Genomic DNA, 16,895 nt, shown 5'->3' with positions numbered 1-16,895 from the left:
CAGTAAGCAAGCACTGAAGACCATCCCGCTCTATCGACACCTCCCTGTGTTGTTTATCGCGTCGACACCGATACTCCTCTTGTTGACTTGAGCGTGTGAATTACCTTATGTTCTTAAAGACTACAATAAACCGCAGACAAATCACCCCCATCATGGAGCCTCCCGCATGCAGCCTCGGCATTTGCTACTCGGTCTTACCCTCTCGACTTCCACCCTTCTGCTCGCCGGATGCGACTCGGGCCCAGAAGACCCGGGGGGCTTCACTCTCAACAACTCAGGCTATTTCCAGAATCGCGGCGTGGGACTCATGGCCTTCCAGGACACCGCACCCGAGAGTCGTCAGAGTGGCCTGATCCTGGTCAGCCACGACAATCGCCTTGCCACCAATGGTGACCTGCGCCTGGAAGCCACACCGGGCCAGTGGTCTCCCGTGCCCAAACTGATCAAACGCGAGCTGAACCGCGACGCCGGAGAAGTGATTGCCAGCCTGAGCTACCCGGATGAAAGCCAACACCTGAGCGGTTTCAATCCACTGTTTTATCCGGACCTGGAGCTGGATTACCAGGTCCGGGTGAGCGCCGAGGGCGACACCCTCATCGTTCGGGTCGACCTGGACGAGCCCCTGCCCAAAGAATGGGCGGACAAGGTGGGCTTTCAGTTGGAGCTCTACCCGGCCGACCTTTTTGGCAAGAGCTGGATCATGGATGAGGCCACCGGCATTTTCCCCCGCCAACCCTATGGCGTGACCGTTGAGCCGGGCCGCGCGCCGGACCCCGAAGTTCTGCCCGACGGCGAAATGGCCGGCCTGATGCCGCTGCCCAACCATCGCGCCCAGCCGGCTCCGCTGGCACGGGGTCAGAGGTTGACCGTTGCCCCGGAAGAGGAGCAGATCCGGCTTCAGATCGAGAGTCTCAAGGGCGAACTGCAACTGCTCGACGGGCGTGTGCAGCACCAGAACGGATGGTTCACTCTGCGCAGCCCGATTGCCGCCGGGGCGAGCGAGGGCGCGGTCGAGTGGCGGATCACCCCCAATGTGGTGGAAGACTGGGTGCGCGAGCCGGTCATCCAGCATTCCATGGTGGGCTACCATCCGCAGCAAGACAAAGTGGCGGTGATCGAAACCGACCCCAACGATACCCTCTCCCGACCGGTCAGGTTATTGCGCCTCAATGCTCAGGGCGAGCCCGAGGAAGTGCTCAGCCGCGAGCCGGAGGTCTGGGGCGAGTTCCTGCGCTATCGCTACCATCATTTCGATTTCTCCGGGGTGCGCGAACCCGGCATGTACCAGCTGGCACTCGGGGATACCCGCAGCAAACCCTTCCGGATTGCCGACAATGTCTACGACCAGAATGTCTGGCAGCCGACGCTGGAGTATTTCCTGCCAGTACAAATGGGCCATATGCGGGTGAAGGAGAAATACAAACTCTGGCACGACGACAGCCATCGGGACGACGCCCTGATGGCGCCGACCGGCCTCAACCATTTCGACGGCTATGTTCAGGGCGACAGCACTCTGACCGACTTTGAGCCGGGCGAACACGTTCCCGGTCTGACCCGTGGCGGCTGGTACGACGCCGGTGATGAGGACTATCGGATCGAATCGCAGTCTGGAGAGGTGTTCATACTCAGCGCCGCCCACAGCGAGTTCGGAGTCCAGCACGACAATACCCTGATCGATCAGGACAAGCGTCTGGTCGAGCTGCGTGAACCCGACGGCCTGCCGGACATCCTGCAGCAGATCGAACACGGCCTGCTGACCGTTGTGGGCGGCTACGAAAGCCTCGGACGCCTGTATCGCGGCATCATTGTGCCCACGCTCACCCAGTACGTCATGGGCGGCGACTTTTCCGGGCAGACCGACAACCTGATTTACAGCCCGGAGTTGGGCGAGGATGAACGCACCGCAACCCACTCCGGGGTGCCGGATGACCGATGGGTGTTCACCGAACAGAACACGGCGCGCGAATTCGATGCCATTGCCAATATCGCCGCCAGTGTGCAGGCCATGCGCGGCTACAACGATGACCTGGCCGAACGCACACTCGCCGCCGCGGAAGCACTCTGGCAGACCAAGCGGCCGATCGACAGCGATCACGAACGCAACGAACAGATTCGCGCGGCGGTGGAGCTGTTCCGGGCCACCGGCAAGGCAACCTACCGCGAGACGCTGCTCGAGCAGCGCGACCATATCCTGGAGAACTTCCGTGACATCGGCTGGGCGGTGGCGCGCGTCGTTCACCAACTGGACGACGAGTCACTCACCGAGGCCATGCGCGCTGAAGCCGCCGACTATTACCGCGACATTGAGCCGATGATGGATGCGACCCCTTACGGCCTGTCCTTTGAGATGCAACTCTGGGGCCGGGGCTGGACCTTGCAACAGCAGGGGGTTTCCCACTATTTTCTGCACAAAGCCTTCCCGGAGGAGTTTGGCAAGGACTACCTGCTCAACATCATCCACTACGTATTGGGCACCAACCCCGGTGCCAACCCCCAATCCTACGCCTCCGGTGTGGGCGCCCACTCAAAAACCGCCGCCTATGGCCAGAACCGGATGGACTACAGCTACATTCCCGGAGGTGTGATTGTGGGCACCGCTCTGATCCAGCCAGACTTTCCGGAGCTGAAAGCCTTTCCATATCTGTGGCAACAATCGGAGTATGTACTCGGCGGTGGCGCCAGCAACTTCATGTTTCTGGCACTGGCGGCCGACCGCCTGCTGAACGCGGGCGATGAGTAGAGCGACGGGCGAGGCGTGATATCATGGCACTGGCAGTGCACTGTCGCGCCGCCGGTTGCCGGAGACCTTCATGGGACATCTGTTCGAAGAGATTGATAGCCAGCCCTCTCCCATTGGCGAGATTTCGCTGCGCCGACGGCGCATCCCCGCCCTCGGGGACCGGGATATTTACGAGGTGAAGCTGGGCGATGAGTTTCTGATGTCCAGTATGTTTGTCGACGCCGAGGAAGCCCTTTCGGACCTTGGGCTCGCACGCCTGACCACAGGTTCTGACTCCGCGTCATTGGACATTGTGGTTGGTGGGTTGGGCCTGGGCTATACCGCCGTCGCGGCGCTGAAGGATGAAAGGGTCCGGGAAATGCTGGTGGTGGATTACCTGGAGCCGGTGATTCGTTGGCACAAGGAGGAGAAGGTACCTCTGGGAAGAACACTCAACCGTGATGGTCGGTGCCGCTATGTTCAGGGAAGTTTTTTCGAGATGGCACTGACGCCGGAGGACGGTTTTGATCCGGACACTCCGGGGCGCCAGTTCGATGCCATTCTGCTGGACATTGATCATTCGCCCAGCGATTACCTGAACGATGCCAACGCCCGTTTTTACACCACGGAAAAGCTGGCCGCCATGGCGCAGCAGCTGAAACCGGGGGGCGTTTTCGCCCTCTGGTCCAACGAGCTACCGGACACAGCTTTTATCGAAACTCTCGAGTCGGTGTTCGATGAAGTCCGGGCCGAAGTGGTGCGCTTTTACAACCCGATTCAAAACAACGAGGCCAGCAATAGTGTTTACACGGCCCTGCGACCGGTCAATTGAATCGGGTCAGCGTCAGTCACACGCTTTGCGAAAAAACGGCGGTTAACCCTCGTAGGCCTTATCCGTTTTCGCAGCCATAATAAAATCGTTGCGATGCAGACCACCGATTTTGTGGGTCCACCAATCCACTGTCACTTTGCCGTATTCGGTAAGCAGCGCGGGATGGTGATTGGCCTCTTCGGCCAGGTCCCCCACCTTCTGGGTGAACGCCAGGGCACCGGCGAAGTTCTTGAATTTGAAGACCCGGGACAGGCGTTTTTCGCCGTCCACCACTTTCACTTCCCACTCGGGCACATCGGCCTGCATCTGTCTGATTTCGTCATCATTGAGTTTGGGAGCATCGGCACTGCAGGCTTCACAATGTTGAGTCGCTAATTCACTCATAGGGTTCTCCTCGTTGACAGTAAAAAACTTCCTTTCCTGGTAGAGAGGTTGGGATGATACCCGGCTTTACAACCCCGGCGGCGCTCCCGTCTTTCTTTGACCGGCCAGTCGTCTCATGCCAGCCCCTTCGCCAGCCGGTCGCTGATCAGTGTGGCTCCGCCCAGGGACCAGCCACCATCCACCGGTAACACCACCCCGGTAATGAAACTCGCCGAGGCCGACGCCAGAAAAGTACAGGCGGCGGCAATATCCTCCACCTGTCCCAACCGTTTCAGTGGTACTGAGGCGCGAATGGCTTCCAGCGATTCATCGCCCGGGGCCAACCGGGCCATGCCCTCGGTGTGCTCGATCGGGCCGGGCATGACCGAATTGATCCGGATCCCCTCTGGCCCCCACTCCAGTGCCAGGGTGCGGGTCAGCATGTCCACTCCCGCCTTGGCGGCGCAGACGTGGGACTGGCCCACCATGGGCAGTGCGGCCTGGGGGGCGGAAATATGGATGACCGATGCGCCGGGCTTGACCAGAAAGGGGTACACCGCCTGTAACACGTGAAAGCTGCCCAACAGATCAATCTCCAGCACCGAGCGAAAGCCATTGGGCGACATGCCGGTGGCCAGCGCCGGGAAGTTGCCCGCCGCGCCCGATACCACCACATCCAGCTCGCCCCAGGCGGCATGCAAGTCGCTCACCCCCGCCGCCAGGGCTTCCGGATCGCGCACATCGGCGCTGAAACCCCGCGCCTCGGCCCCCAGGTCACGCAATCGCTGAACAGTATCGTCGATCTTGGCGGCCGAACGGCCCACGACTGCCACCCGGGCGCCGCTGCGGGCAAATCCCTCGGCCACCCCCCGATTGATACCGCTGGTACCGCCGACCACCAGCACATTCCGGGGAGATTGAGCGTGATTCTGCGCTTGATCGGGCATGCGGCCCTCCTTTCCGGGGCAATAACGAAGAATTTCCCTAATACTAGCAGCAACAGATGACACGCGCCGAGGCGGACAGGTACAATCGCGCGTTCGCCCAAAGACGCTTTTTATCACTTATGAATATTCGCAATATCCTGAACCACAAGGTCCAGCAGGCCATGCTGTCGGCCAGCATTCCCTTTGAACACCGGCCTCTGGTCGCCCCCAGCAAAAAGCCGGGATTTGGCGACTACCAGGCCAATGGTGCCATGGGGGCCGCCAAGGCCATGAAAACCAACCCGCGCGAGCTGGCCGAGAAGATCGTCCAGCGCCTGGAGCTGGGCGGCATCGCGGAGAAGGTCGAGGTTGCCGGGCCGGGATTCATCAATATTCATCTGTCGCCGCAGTGGCTCAACCAGCAACTGGGTCAGGCGGCCAGCGATTCGCGGCTGGCGATCGCGCCGGTGGCCGAGCCCTCGACCGCCGTGCTGGATTACTCCTCCCCCAACCTGGCCAAAGAGATGCACGTGGGCCACTTGCGCTCCACCATCATCGGCGATGCCATGGCCCTGCTGCTGGAATTTCAGGGGCACCGGGTGATCCGCCAGAACCATGTGGGCGACTGGGGCACCCAGTTCGGGATGTTGATTGCCGAGCTGGAAGAGCAACTGGCGGAAAACCGCGAAGCCAATATGGCGCTGAGCGACCTGGAGGTGTTCTACCAGCAGGCCAAGCGTCACTTTGACGAGGATCCGGACTTTGCCGACAAGGCTCGGGACTACGTGGTCAGACTGCAGTCGGGCGACCCCAAAGTTCTGCAGTTGTGGGAGGAGTTCCGCACCGTCTCTCTCGCCCACAGCCAGGAGATTTACCAGAAGCTCAACGTCACCCTCACCCCCGAGGACGTGCGGGGCGAGAGCTTCTACAACGATGATCTGGCACCAGTGGTATCCGAGCTGGAAGAACAGGGCCTGGCTGTTGAGGACCAGAGCGCCAAGGTGGTGTTCCTGGAGGAGTTGGCCGACAAGGAAGGCAACCCCTCGCCGATGATCATCCAGAAACAGGGCGGCGGCTATCTCTATGCCACCACCGACCTGGCGGCGCTGCGCTACCGGACCGGAACGCTGGGCGGCGATCGCCTGATGTACTTTATCGACGCCCGTCAGTCCCTGCACATGCAGCAGGTGTTCACTCTGGCGCGCAAGGCGGGCTTTGTCAGTGGCGAGGTGAGCCTCGAGCACCACGCCTTTGGCACCATGATGGGGCCGGACGGCAAGCCGTTCAAAACCCGCAGCGGCGGTACCGTCAAGCTTTCGGATCTGCTGGACGAAGCGGCCGAGCGCGCCGCAGCGCTGGTACGCGAAAAGAACGCAAGCCTGAGCACCGAAGAAACCGCCGAAATCGGTCGCAAGGTGGGCATTGGTGCCGTCAAATACGCCGATCTGTGTAAAACCCGCACCAATGACTATGTGTTCAGCTGGGATTCAATGCTCAGCTTCGATGGCAACACAGCGCCCTACCTGCAGTACGCCTATACCCGCGTGCGCAGCATTTTCCGCAAAGCCGGCGTAGACCCGGCCACGCTCGACCAGCCCCTGGCCATTGCCGAACCCGAGGAGCGGGCCCTGGCGATCAAGCTATTGCAGTTCAGCGAGGCCCTGGACCAGGTCGCGCGCGATGCGATGCCGCACCTGCTGTGCACCTATCTGTACGAGCTGGCCAGCCTGTATATGCGCTTCTACGAAGCCTGCCCGGTACTGAAGGAAGGCGTTGCCCCCGAGGTTCGCGCCAGCCGTCTTCAGCTCTGCCACCTGGTGGCCCGCACTCTCTCGCAGGGTCTGGAACTGCTGGGTATTGAAGTCATGGAGCAGATGTAAAACGGGGCAGACTGGCGGCGGGCAAGCCCGTCGCCTGGCGCTCCTCGTTGGTACTAGTTCTCGGTAACCAGCCGGTCGATCCTCTCCAACACCAGAATCACCTCGCACCCTTCTTCCTCCCGGCGCCGGAAAAACTCTTCCGCCATGGGCGCCACACTGCAACTGGCCGGCATCGGCGCACGATACTCGACCAGCCGAAACAGCCGGGGAATGAAGATGAACTGCAGCCACTGGTAAAACTCCAGGGTGTCCACGGCGAATGGCTGGGTGCTGGCGAGCGCGTCGGGAGCGGGCTTTCGGCTGTCCCACAGGTCCAGAGCGCGCAGCTCCCGCTCCAGTTCAAACAACGATTCGGCCAGGGTTTTATGAAGTTCGGGCATGATCAACGAATGACACGGGTAAAGGGTGGTAAGGAATTGAGAATCGCTTTGCCGTAGCGCTTGGTCACGACGCGTCGATCCAGAAGCGTGATTTTGCCGCTGTCGCTCTCGCTGCGCAACAGGCGGCCACAGGCCTGCACCAGCCTGAGCGAGGCATCGGGGACCGTGATCTCCATGAAGGCATTGCCACCCCGGGCCTCGATCCACTCGGCCAGGGCCGCTTCAATGGGATCGTCCGGGACCGAGAACGGCAGCTTGGCAATCACCACGTGCCGGCAATAGTCACCCGGCAGGTCCACGCCCTCGGCAAAGCTCGCCAGGCCAAACAGGACACTGCCCTGTCCGGCATCAATCCGCTCCCGGTGCTCGTTGAGCATGGCCTGTTTGGACCGATTGCCCTGCACCAGTATCCGCTCGCGCCACTCATCCGGCAACTGATCGTAGACATCCAGCATCTGCCGGCGCGATGAGAAGAGCACCAGGCTGGCCTCTGCGGGCTGCAGAACCTCGGGCAAGCCCGTGACCAGTGACTGGGTATGGGCCAGCGCATCCCCCGCCTCCACCGCCAGCGCCGGCACTTCCAGAGTGGCGCGGGTGAAGTCAAAGGGGCTGGGCATCTGGGCGTAGACACTGTCCGGCGGAGTACCGGCGCGCATCTGAAAGCGGTCAAAGCGCCCCAGCGCCGCCAGGGTCGCGGAGGTGACCACCGCCCCGCAGCAGTTGTGCCAGAGGCTCTTGGCCAGGGTTCCCGAGGCCAGAATGGGGCTCGAGCAGACCTCGATGTCGATACCGGTCCCGCTATCGACCGGCGTCAGCCAGCGTGCCCGAGGCACCGTGTCCTTCTCATCCGGAGTGGCATAGCTGTACCAGAGCTCCCGGTTGGCCTCCGCGCGCGCCTGCCAGGTGCCCAACACCGGGTAGCATTGCTCCAGGTCCACCTTGGGCACGGGGCAGTGCGGCTCCTCCATGGACTCGCTCACCTCGTTCAGCATTTTCGAGAGCAGATCCGCGAGGCGATCGAAGCCCCGGTGCAACTCCACCGAGGGCAACTGCAGCGCCTCGGGCAGAACCCCGCCGGCAAAACGGTAGTGGCTCTGACGCTCATCGTAGGCCACCTCCTGCGCCAGGGCATCGAGGGTGGGATGCAGGTGTTCCAGACGCTGTTTGCAGTCCTGCAGCGCGGCGGGCAGCTGCTCGCCATAGCGGTCGATGTTGCCCGCGCCGCTGATCTGGCCCAGCAGGTTGCTCAGCGCCTTGTTGCACTGCTCCAGCCAGCGCACCGTGGCCACCAGACGGCTGTGGTGGGCGAAGTGATTGAGCGCCTTGGCGGGCAACTGATGGCCCTCGTCAAACACATAGATGCTGTCTTCAGGGTCCGGCAGGATGGCGCCGCCGCCGAGCGCCAGGTCCGCCAGCACCAGGTCGTGATTGGTGACGATGCAGTCGGCGCTGTGCATGGACTCGCGCGCGCGGAAAAAGCTGCAGGCAGACACATTGGAGCAGCGTCGCCCCGTGCACTGGCGATGATCGGTGGTGACCCGCTGCCAGTCCTCGGGCTCTATGCCCTCGGGCCAGCTGTCGCGCTCGCCATCCCAACGGTTGGAGGCCAGGGCATCGACCATGGATTCGTAGATTTTGACGGCGCGTTCATCCACGCTGGGCCGCTCGTCTTCATACAGGGGGCGGGTCGGGTCCAGGCCCTCCTGAGTCTCGCTCAACAGGTTGTCCAGCTTGGTCAGGCACACGTAGCGGCCCCGCCCCTTGGCGAGGGTAAAGCTGAAGGAAAAGTCACTGTGTTGGCGCAGATCGGGCAGGTCTTTATGAACGATCTGCTCCTGCAGCGCCACGGTGGCGGTGGAGACCACCAGCTTTTTGCCCAGAGCCTTGGCAATGATCAGCGCCGGGAGCAGGTAGGCCACGGTCTTGCCCGTGCCCGTCCCAGCCTCGATCACGCACACCTGACCCCGGCTTTCGCGCACGCCCTCGTCGTCCAGCTCGATACCGCCCAGGGTGCGGGCGATTTCGGCAATCATCAGTTTCTGACCGTAGCGGGCCTTGAGCCCCTTGCTGCTCAGAAACTGGCTGTAGGACTGCTGAATCTGCTTTTTGACCGCATCCGATAGCATAAACTAGCGCGCCAGTTTGGCGGCCACGGGGTTGGCGTACATTTCCAGCACCAGTGGCCGATACTCGGCCGGGAGGGCCGCCAGACGCGCCTCGAATTGCTCCCGCGCGGTTTTGACCTTCTTCGGGTCGAAGGGGGCGCTCTCCCCGTCCTGCCCGGAACAGGACACGGCGGGGGTTTCACCGTTCAGCTGTTCCCAGGCCAGACAGTTGGACGGATGCAGCACGTAATTCTCCACCACCTGGCGATCCAGCTCGGCCACCACCTCGTCATTGTTGTCAAAGTCCCCTTCCAGTACATCCCCAAAGGCGACATGTACATGCCCTTTCTGGCCGGCGATGCCGGTGGCAATGCTTTTGACATCCTCGTGCTCAGCCTTCTGGTATTGGCCGCTGCTGCGCTGTTCGTGCAGTTCCCGCGCCTTGGCCTGATCGCAGGGATCCCACTCATAGGAGATGGAGACCGGGACAATATTCAACTCCCGGATGTAGTCGGCAAAGGGCTGGGACTTGGGCCGGCTGAGGCTGAACATGCCCACCACCGCCGAGTTGGTCACATCCTTCCCATCCTTGGCGCGCCCCTCGCGCTGGGCAATCCAGATGTTGGCTTTCTCTTCGGCAATGGAATGATGGATATAGGCCGAGAGCTTCTTGGCGGCCTTGAGCTTTTCACGCGGCGCCCGGGCCGAGCGATTGACGATGAAGCTCTTGTTCAGCCGCATCAGGTCCGACACGTAATCCTTGGTCAACAGGTTGTCACCGATGGCGATACGCAGGGTGTTGAAACCCGCGTGATACAGCGTCCAGTTGACGAAGGCCGGATCCATGGCGATATCGCGGTGATTGCTCACGAACAGGTAGGCACCCTTGGCGTCGAGCTTGTCCAGCCCCGAGTGGGTGACCGAAGTGGTCGTGTCGTCGATCATCCGTTGCATATAGTGCTTCACCACCTCCTGGAAGCCCAGGACGGTCTCCACACCCGCCATCTGCCGGCGCATGGCCCGCTGTACCAGAGGGCGCAGCAGCCAGCCCAGGGGCCCTGCGGCGCGCGGAAACTTCAGGCGCGCCACCGCGTCGGCCAGCTCCGGGTGGCGCAACAGCCGGTCCAGAATCAGGCGCACTTCACTGTCGTGGTAGGGTCGAATGTCGTCGAAATCGTTCATCAGTGCCAGTTTTACAGAGATAAGAGGATGGAGGGGTCAAGGCCGCACAACATACCGAAAAGCGGCCCAAAAAGCCAGTTGGCAAAACGTGCGGGAGCACTGATTTCCGCCGTTTAGTGATCGACCCTCCCCGGTTTTATCCGTAAACTAGCGTCAAATCTTCTCGCCCCGATGAGGCGACGAGAAATAACAACAGGAATGCTCTCGGCCGATGAAAATTTTGCTTGTCGAAGACAGCGCCACGCTGCGCCATGCCATGAGCCAGTACATCAGTGAGGCCGGGCATACACCGCTACTCGCCACCAGTGGCGAGGCCGCCCTGCAGCTGCTCGAAGACACGCCAGTCGACCTGATCATCATGGATGTGGAAATGCCCGGCCTGAACGGCTTTGAAACCACCCGGCTGATTCGCGAGTGGCTGGGCGGCTACTGGATCCCCATCATCTTTGTCACCGGCAAGAACGAGGACGAGAGCTATCGCGAGGGCATCGAGGCCGGTGGGGACGACTACCTGATCAAGCCGGTCAGCCCGGTCATCATCAAGGCAAAAATCCGCGCCATGGCGCGGATCGCCGAAATGCGCGATCAGCTCAGTCACCTCAATGCCGAGCTGGAGGCGCTGAGCCAGCTCGACAGCCTGACCCAGATTTACAATCGCCGGACCTTCAACGAGAGGGCCGAGCAGCAGTGGTTGTTGGCGATCCGGCATCAGACGCCGATCAGCGTGCTGATGATCGACGTCGATCACTTCAAACCCTACAACGACCACTACGGCCACCCGGCGGGTGACCGTTGCCTCAAACAGATTTCCCGGGCGCTGAAAAGTTGCCTGCACCGTCCGGCGGATGTGCTGGGCCGCTATGGGGGCGAGGAGTTCATTGCGTTACTGCCCGACACCGACCGGGCCGGTGCAAAACGGGTGGCCGAGTGCCTGAATGACGCCATCCGGGAACTTGACCTGGAGCACCGCTTTTCCCCCTCCGGAGACCGGGTCACAGTCAGTATCGGCGGGGCCACCTGTAATCATTCGATGGGGCACTCTCTGGAGGAGGTGATCAAGTGCGCGGACCGCGCGCTGTACAAGAGCAAGCACAATGGGCGCGACCGGGCCACCGTTGAAGAGGTCGCGGCCCACAAGACACTGCTGATCGGTGTTCGCTGCCCCGAGCTGCTTCTCAGTGCCACCGGGCCCCTGCAGGAGCATTGCAACATTCTGACCGCCGATACGCCCGAGGAATGTCTGGAGATTGCGGCCAATGTCTACCCGGATCTGATCATTGCCGATGCCGAAACGGCATTTTATAACGACGGCCATGTGTGCCGACAGCTGGCCAGGAATCCGCAAACCGCCGCGACTCCGCTCCTGGTTCTGACCGACAGCGATCAGCCCGAAGCCTTCCCCCCGGCCGACTGCCCCAATGCCCAGGGCTGGCTGCAGCACCCTTTCAGCGCCAGCGAATTGCGCACCAAAGTCCAGTTGATGCTGGACTGACGGTCAATGCCGGAGTCACTAGAGTCCCGGGCGATTGCACTCAGGCCCGACGCAGGGAGTTGTACCAGTGCACATCCCGGGCGTAATCATCCACCTGGTCGACCACATCCAGCACCAACGCAAACAGCGCCATGCGAATCACCACCCCATTGTCGGCCTGGCGGAAAATCGCCAGGTTGGGATTCTGGTTCAGGTCGTTGTCGAGCTCATTGGCCTCCTGACGTGAATCTCGCGGCAGCGGGTGCATGATCACGGTGTTGGGCTCACAGTACTGGGTATAAATCGCCTGATTGAGCCGGAAGCGGCCCCGGTACAGGTCCGCCTCCTCCTTGCTGTCAAAGCGCTCTTCCTGAATGCGCGTGGAGTAGGCGATATCCACATTGGAAATGCTGTGGGGCAGATCTTCGGTCACTTCCACCTGATGGCCCGCCTCGCGCAGTTGCTCGACAATGGCCTCGGGCATGGCCAGCTCCTTCGGGGACACCAGGGTGATCTGCACCCGGTCAAACAGGGTCAGCAGTTTGCACAGCGAATGCACGGTGCGGCCATATTTCAGGTCGCCGATCATGGCAATGCGCAGACCGTCGACACCCCGCCCCCGGGACTCCATCTCCTTGCGGATGGTGTAGAGGTCCAGCAGAGCCTGGCTCGGGTGTTCATTCACGCCATCGCCCCCATTGAGGACCGGCACCCGGCTGGCCTCGGCAAACTCGGCCACCGAGCCGGACTGCGGGTGGCGCATGCAGATGACATCGCTGAAGCCCGACAGAACCCGCGCCGTGTCATAGAGCGACTCGCCCTTGGCCAGTGCCGAACTCTCCATGCCGGTGGTTTCACGGACTTCGCCGCCGAGCAGGTTGAACGCGCAGCCAAAGCTGATCCGCGTGCGGGTGCTGGGCTCGAAAAACATGTTCCCCAGAATGGCCCCTTCCAGCACTCGGGTGACTTTGCGTCTGAGCGCGTAGGGGGCCATCGCATCGGCCACAGCGAAGATACGTTCAATATCGGGGCGTTCAAACTGGTGAATGGACAGGATATGGGAGCCGGCAAAGTTCACAGGGAGATCCTTTAGGGTGCGCTGAATGGAAATTCAGGCAAGTATACCCCTTCCTCAGGTATTCAAAAACGGCCGAATCGGCCGATAGCCTGATGAAAGTGGACTATTTTGGTTATACTCCCGATCAATTACGATCGCGAATCAACCCTAAAGGAACCTCAGTGCCCGATCATCCCGACACTCTGGCCAAATTCTGCTCAGCACCCACCGCCGAGAAAATACTGACCTCCCAGCGGCTGCGCTGGAGCGCCCCACACCTGCTGATGGACCCGTTCGAGCTGACTCACCAGACGCAGTTGAACTTCGACCCGATGAGCCTGCTCGCCGGCGCCATTCGCAACGCGACCAACATGATCTTTTCCCGCGAGGCACCGCGCAGCAATGCGCCTCTGGCCACCGTCATCCGCCGCTGGCGGGATGAGGAGCGGTTCAATTCGCCGGAGGAAGCCGAGGACGTGCTCAAGGAATTACTCTCGCGGATGGTCAACCAGCGCCAGGAGTCCATAGAGGAAATGCTGGCCGACTGGCGTCGGTTTACCCGGGAGCTTCGCATCTGCTGCTTTTCGGCCAGAGCTGACAACCTGCCGGCCTGGCAGCGCTTTGCCGACAACCATCACGGCATCGCCCTGCGATTCCATTGTGGGGAGTACACGGCGCTGAAAGCGCCCAAGGCGGTGGAATACTCCCCCAACCGGCCGGAAATCACCACCTTCAAAGAGCAGATCAATGCCATTCTGTACCACGAGAAAGTGAACGCCCAGGCGCACTTCCCGGAAAAGTTCCTGGTCAAGCCCCCCATGGCGGCTGATGAGCAGGAGTGGCGCTGCTTCTATAACGCCACTGACCAGGCCAGCAGCCGGGAAAACGACGACAATCTCTGGTACGACGATCGGCCGTTTGAAAAAAACGACCTGGATGCACTCTACTTTGGCGCTTTTATTCCCGCCGCCGACAAGCAACGACTGCTCTCGATTGCCCGGGAGCAGTATCCGGAGACCAAACTGTTCCAGGCACAGCCGCTACCGGGAAAATACGAGGTGGAATTTGTCCGGATCAAAAAGCGCGACTGAGGTGTCGAGAAAATCAGGGCGTCAGTGGCAATTTTGCGGTATCCGCCACCGCCCGGCGAGCCGGTAGCGAGGGCCGCAGCCGTTTCAGGACGTCTTGGGCCGTCGCCCGGTAGGTGGTCAGCTTTCCCCCCATGATCGACAGGACCCTGGGAGCCTGCTCATTATTGGCGTGAAACAGCACTTCACGTGAGCGGCCAAACGCCGAATCCTCGGCTTTGGGCAATACCCGCAAGCCCGCGAAGCTCTCTATCTGATCCCGGGGGATCGTCATCCGGGGAAAATAGTGCGTCAGCGCTCCGAGCAGATAGTCTCGCTCGCTGTCGAGACAACGAGCCTCCTCCGGCGCTCCCTGATGGACGGTTTCGGTGGTCCCGACCAGCAGGCGGCCCTCCCAGGGGAGCGCGAAGATGGCCCGACGATCACTGGGCGACTCCAGGTAGAAATGGTGATTGAGCGACTGAGGGAGTAACAAATGACTTCCCTGAACCAGCTCAACCTCGGGTGGTTTCATGGCAGGCGTGACCCGCTCTATCACCTCGGTCGCCCAGGGTCCGGCGCAGTTGACCAACACCCGCGCCTCAACCGTTTCCTCTCTCGCCTCGCCACGGTAGGTCACACGTACCCCTTTCGCGTGGTGCTCAGCGCCGACAAGCTCGGCCGGCATTTGCAGCTCCGCCCCCAGCGACTGGGCCGAACGCAGCACCGCTCGTGTCAGGGCCGCATCGTCGGTCTGCGCTTCCGTATAGCGGTAGACCGCGCGCAGATCGCGGGTCTGCAGGCCATCCAATGCGTCCCACTCGCTTCGATGCAGGCGCGAGAACTCCGAATCCTCATCAAAGCCGGACAACAGCCGGTAGAGCCAGAGCCCGGTCGCAATCAGACGCGGGGAGCGGGTGGTGTTTCCATACACCGGGATATGCATCGCAACCCGGCGCACCAGCTCAGGCGCCAGCTCCAAAAGGAGCGCGCGCTCCTGAAGACTCTCCCGGACCAGCGAAAACTGGGCGCTTTCCAGATAGCGTAATCCACCGTGTATCAGCTTGGATGATTGACTGGAAGTGGCAGCCGCCACGGCCTTCTGCTCGAGCACCAGGACCGAGTAACCCGCCGCCACCGCCGCCTGAGCCACACCCACTCCCTGAATACCCGCTCCCACTATCACCATGTCATACGACATATCAACGACTACCTGCCTTTTGTTATTGAAGCCAGCGCTCGAGCGCTCGCTGCCACCGGCCAAACCGGGCATTGAGCCCCCGGTCCGGCTCTGGATGAAAAATCTGGCCCACGGTATGGCCGGGCCAGGTCTCAGGCCTTCCCGCCGCCGTATAGGCCGCGCCCCTCAAAGTCGCCTCCGGATTGTCCGTTCGGTAGACCACCACCCCGGTCAGATTCGCCAGGCGCTGGCACAAGCCTTCGGCCTGGCCCAGGCCGCCGCTGACCACCATATTGTCTGGCGGGCCAAGGTACTCCGCCATCCGCTCGTGATTCAGCGTCAACTGAAAAGCCACACTCTCGATCCAGGCCACGATTTTCTCTTCAGGCGTCAATCCTTCCGAGAACTCGGAGGTAAGATCAATGCGCCAATAGGGAGCACTGAGACCGCCCTCGGCGTTCAGAAGGTAGATCGTTCGCTCGGGATCGAGCGGGAGGTTGAGTGAATGCGCCAGATCAGCCGGCGAGACGGACAAGCCGGTTTCCTCCCGCAACCAGGGAAGCGCGGCAGCGGCGCCATTGACCGTTGCCTCCCAGGCATAGAGCGGTGGTTCCTTGCCGTGCTCGGCAATCCACAGCGGACTGAGCAGCAGCCCCTCGGGGACGGCCCGATCCGACGTCACCCGCTGCAGGAAGGCGCCGGTTCCGATATTGACATAGGCGGTCCCGGGATTCGGTCGTCCCCGGGCAAAGAGGGAAGCGCCCTGGTCACGTTGGACACTGACAACAGGAACACGTGTGCCGCCAAGGGGCAAATGTCCGTAAAAACTGTCGTGACGACGGCAGTAAGGCAATTGATGCCGCTCGATCGCGAACGCCGAGAGGAGACCTTCATCCCAGTCACCCGCCTCAATGGACCAGAGGAGCGTTCTCTGGGCCTGCCCCGGATCGACGCCAATTCGCTCGGACTCAAGCAGCTCGGCAAAGAGGTAGCCCGCCAGGGGGCCCATCATCAGGTGGCCGTTGTCAGCGGCATGCCGCACCGCAGGAAGCTGGTCCAGACACCAGCGCATCTTGCTCGCCCCATAATGCGCGGAAATTTTGAGGCCCGTCCGTGATTTCACAAAGGCCTCCGAGAGGTGCAGGTCAGTCAGATAGCGCGCACCCCGGGTGTCCTGCCAGCTGATCACCGGTGACAGCGGATCTCCCGTTTCGGTGTCCCAGGCCATCATTGACGAACCCTGGCCGGCGAACCCGGCGGCGACAAGATGACGGCAGCGCTTGCCCAGCTCCCGCGCCACGAAGGCAAGACTCTCCCGCAGCCCGCCCAGAATTTCCTCTGGATCCTGCTCGATGCGGCCATCCTCGAAATGCACGGTCTGACAGGTGGTGGCATGAGTCAGGACACAGCGCCCCCGCCGGGTATAGACCGCCACGCGGGTGCTCTGCCCACCCTGGTCAATGGCGAGCACCAGATCTTCGTTCATACCGTCAGCCACAGCACCTCCAGGGCCCAAAAGGCGTTTCATGACAGTATACACCCGGACATTGGGGTTGGAACGTCGTTCCGATCACAGGGTGGCAGGGCATTGCGGTGGGCGGAGCCCACCCTACGGTTTTTTCTGGCACACAAGAAAAACGCCCTGCAGGAATACCTACAGGGCGTCTTAATTTAGGAGCTTGACGATGACCTACTCTCACATGGGCAAGGCCCACACTACCATCGGCGCTAAG

The 16,895-nt window shown here is 61.5% G+C and carries 13 protein-coding genes; 5 read left to right on the top strand and 8 right to left on the bottom strand.

Annotated elements, in window-relative coordinates:
- Positions 1-166 precede the first annotated feature (166 nt).
- Together AAE484_RS07245 and AAE484_RS07240 are read left to right on the top strand one after the other, a co-directional pair.
- Positions 167-2,740, top strand: a complete 2,574-nt coding sequence (locus tag AAE484_RS07245) for a glycoside hydrolase family 9 protein (RefSeq protein ID WP_341937695.1) — start codon at positions 167-169, stop codon at positions 2,738-2,740.
- 70 nt (positions 2,741-2,810) lie between these two features.
- Positions 2,811-3,551 carry a spermidine synthase gene (locus AAE484_RS07240; RefSeq protein WP_341937694.1) on the top strand — a complete coding sequence of 247 codons (741 nt, stop codon included), beginning with the start codon at positions 2,811-2,813 and terminating at the stop codon, positions 3,549-3,551.
- 42 nt (positions 3,552-3,593) lie between these two features.
- On the opposite strand, the gene AAE484_RS07235 is transcribed toward AAE484_RS07240, so the two are convergent.
- Entirely contained in the window at positions 3,594-3,935 is a 342-nt protein-coding gene (locus tag AAE484_RS07235) for a 4a-hydroxytetrahydrobiopterin dehydratase (protein WP_341937693.1), read from the bottom strand.
- 113 nt (positions 3,936-4,048) lie between these two features.
- A complete protein-coding gene (locus AAE484_RS07230) occupies positions 4,049-4,861 on the bottom strand; it encodes an SDR family oxidoreductase (RefSeq protein WP_341937692.1) in 813 nt (270 codons plus the stop codon).
- Positions 4,862-4,980: 119 nt separating this feature from the next.
- On the opposite strand from AAE484_RS07230, the gene argS reads away from it, so the two are divergent.
- Complete coding sequence (gene argS / locus AAE484_RS07225) at positions 4,981-6,720, top strand: arginine--tRNA ligase (RefSeq protein WP_341937691.1); 1,740 nt, start codon at positions 4,981-4,983, stop codon at positions 6,718-6,720.
- Between the two features lie 53 nt (positions 6,721-6,773).
- Here argS and AAE484_RS07220 read toward each other — a convergent pair whose 3' ends face one another.
- Genes AAE484_RS07220 through AAE484_RS07210 form a run of 3 tightly spaced genes read right to left on the bottom strand, consistent with a single transcriptional unit; the run spans position 6,774 to position 10,387 of the window.
- Positions 6,774-7,100 carry a YqcC family protein gene (locus tag AAE484_RS07220; protein ID WP_341937690.1) on the bottom strand — a complete coding sequence of 109 codons (327 nt, stop codon included), beginning with the start codon at positions 7,098-7,100 and terminating at the stop codon, positions 6,774-6,776.
- A 2-nt stretch (positions 7,101-7,102) separates the two neighbouring features.
- Positions 7,103-9,226 carry an ATP-dependent DNA helicase DinG gene (gene dinG, locus AAE484_RS07215; protein WP_341937689.1) on the bottom strand — a complete coding sequence of 708 codons (2,124 nt, stop codon included), beginning with the start codon at positions 9,224-9,226 and terminating at the stop codon, positions 7,103-7,105.
- A gap of 3 nt (positions 9,227-9,229) precedes the next feature.
- On the bottom strand, positions 9,230-10,387 hold the full coding sequence (locus AAE484_RS07210; protein WP_341937688.1) for a 1-acyl-sn-glycerol-3-phosphate acyltransferase: 1,158 nt from the start codon (positions 10,385-10,387) through the stop codon (positions 9,230-9,232).
- Positions 10,388-10,598: 211 nt separating this feature from the next.
- On the opposite strand from AAE484_RS07210, the gene AAE484_RS07205 reads away from it, so the two are divergent.
- Positions 10,599-11,879 (top strand): diguanylate cyclase, encoded by a 1,281-nt coding sequence (locus AAE484_RS07205; protein ID WP_341937687.1) that lies wholly within the window; start codon positions 10,599-10,601, stop codon positions 11,877-11,879.
- Between the two features lie 40 nt (positions 11,880-11,919).
- Here the strand turns inward: AAE484_RS07205 and AAE484_RS07200 are convergent, their stop codons facing one another.
- The gene (locus tag AAE484_RS07200; RefSeq protein WP_341937686.1) at positions 11,920-12,936 is read right to left on the bottom strand and encodes an aspartate carbamoyltransferase; all 1,017 of its coding nucleotides are present in this window, start codon (positions 12,934-12,936) and stop codon (positions 11,920-11,922) included.
- A gap of 161 nt (positions 12,937-13,097) precedes the next feature.
- Here AAE484_RS07200 and AAE484_RS07195 point away from each other — a divergent pair, with 161 nt between their 5' ends.
- Entirely contained in the window at positions 13,098-14,006 is a 909-nt protein-coding gene (locus tag AAE484_RS07195; protein ID WP_341937685.1) for a DUF2971 domain-containing protein, read from the top strand.
- Between the two features lie 13 nt (positions 14,007-14,019).
- Here AAE484_RS07195 and AAE484_RS07190 read toward each other — a convergent pair whose 3' ends face one another.
- Both AAE484_RS07190 and AAE484_RS07185 read right to left on the bottom strand, forming a co-directional pair.
- On the bottom strand, positions 14,020-15,183 hold the full coding sequence (locus AAE484_RS07190; protein WP_341937684.1) for a glycerol-3-phosphate dehydrogenase/oxidase: 1,164 nt from the start codon (positions 15,181-15,183) through the stop codon (positions 14,020-14,022).
- Positions 15,184-15,205: 22 nt separating this feature from the next.
- Positions 15,206-16,660 (bottom strand): FGGY family carbohydrate kinase, encoded by a 1,455-nt coding sequence (locus AAE484_RS07185; RefSeq protein ID WP_341937683.1) that lies wholly within the window; start codon positions 16,658-16,660, stop codon positions 15,206-15,208.
- Between the last annotated feature and the right edge of the window lie 235 nt (positions 16,661-16,895).

Origin of the sequence: Marinimicrobium sp. C2-29, from assembly GCF_038419845.1 — a bacterium.
Classification (GTDB): domain Bacteria; phylum Pseudomonadota; class Gammaproteobacteria; order Pseudomonadales; family Cellvibrionaceae; genus Marinimicrobium.
This window is presented reverse-complemented; position numbering and strand designations above follow the sequence as displayed.

Coding starts and splice junctions, on each gene's coding strand:
- AAE484_RS07245 (WP_341937695.1), top strand. CDS start 167: ATGCAGCCTCGGCATTTGCTACTCGGTCTTACCCTCTCGACTTCCACC.
- argS (WP_341937691.1), top strand. CDS start 4,981: ATGAATATTCGCAATATCCTGAACCACAAGGTCCAGCAGGCCATGCTG.
- AAE484_RS07210 (WP_341937688.1), bottom strand. CDS start 10,387: ATGAACGATTTCGACGACATTCGACCCTACCACGACAGTGAAGTGCGC.
- AAE484_RS07220 (WP_341937690.1), bottom strand. CDS start 7,100: ATGCCCGAACTTCATAAAACCCTGGCCGAATCGTTGTTTGAACTGGAG.
- AAE484_RS07235 (WP_341937693.1), bottom strand. CDS start 3,935: ATGAGTGAATTAGCGACTCAACATTGTGAAGCCTGCAGTGCCGATGCT.
- dinG (WP_341937689.1), bottom strand. CDS start 9,226: ATGCTATCGGATGCGGTCAAAAAGCAGATTCAGCAGTCCTACAGCCAG.
- AAE484_RS07190 (WP_341937684.1), bottom strand. CDS start 15,183: ATGTCGTATGACATGGTGATAGTGGGAGCGGGTATTCAGGGAGTGGGT.
- AAE484_RS07230 (WP_341937692.1), bottom strand. CDS start 4,861: ATGCCCGATCAAGCGCAGAATCACGCTCAATCTCCCCGGAATGTGCTG.
- AAE484_RS07240 (WP_341937694.1), top strand. CDS start 2,811: ATGGGACATCTGTTCGAAGAGATTGATAGCCAGCCCTCTCCCATTGGC.
- AAE484_RS07205 (WP_341937687.1), top strand. CDS start 10,599: ATGAAAATTTTGCTTGTCGAAGACAGCGCCACGCTGCGCCATGCCATG.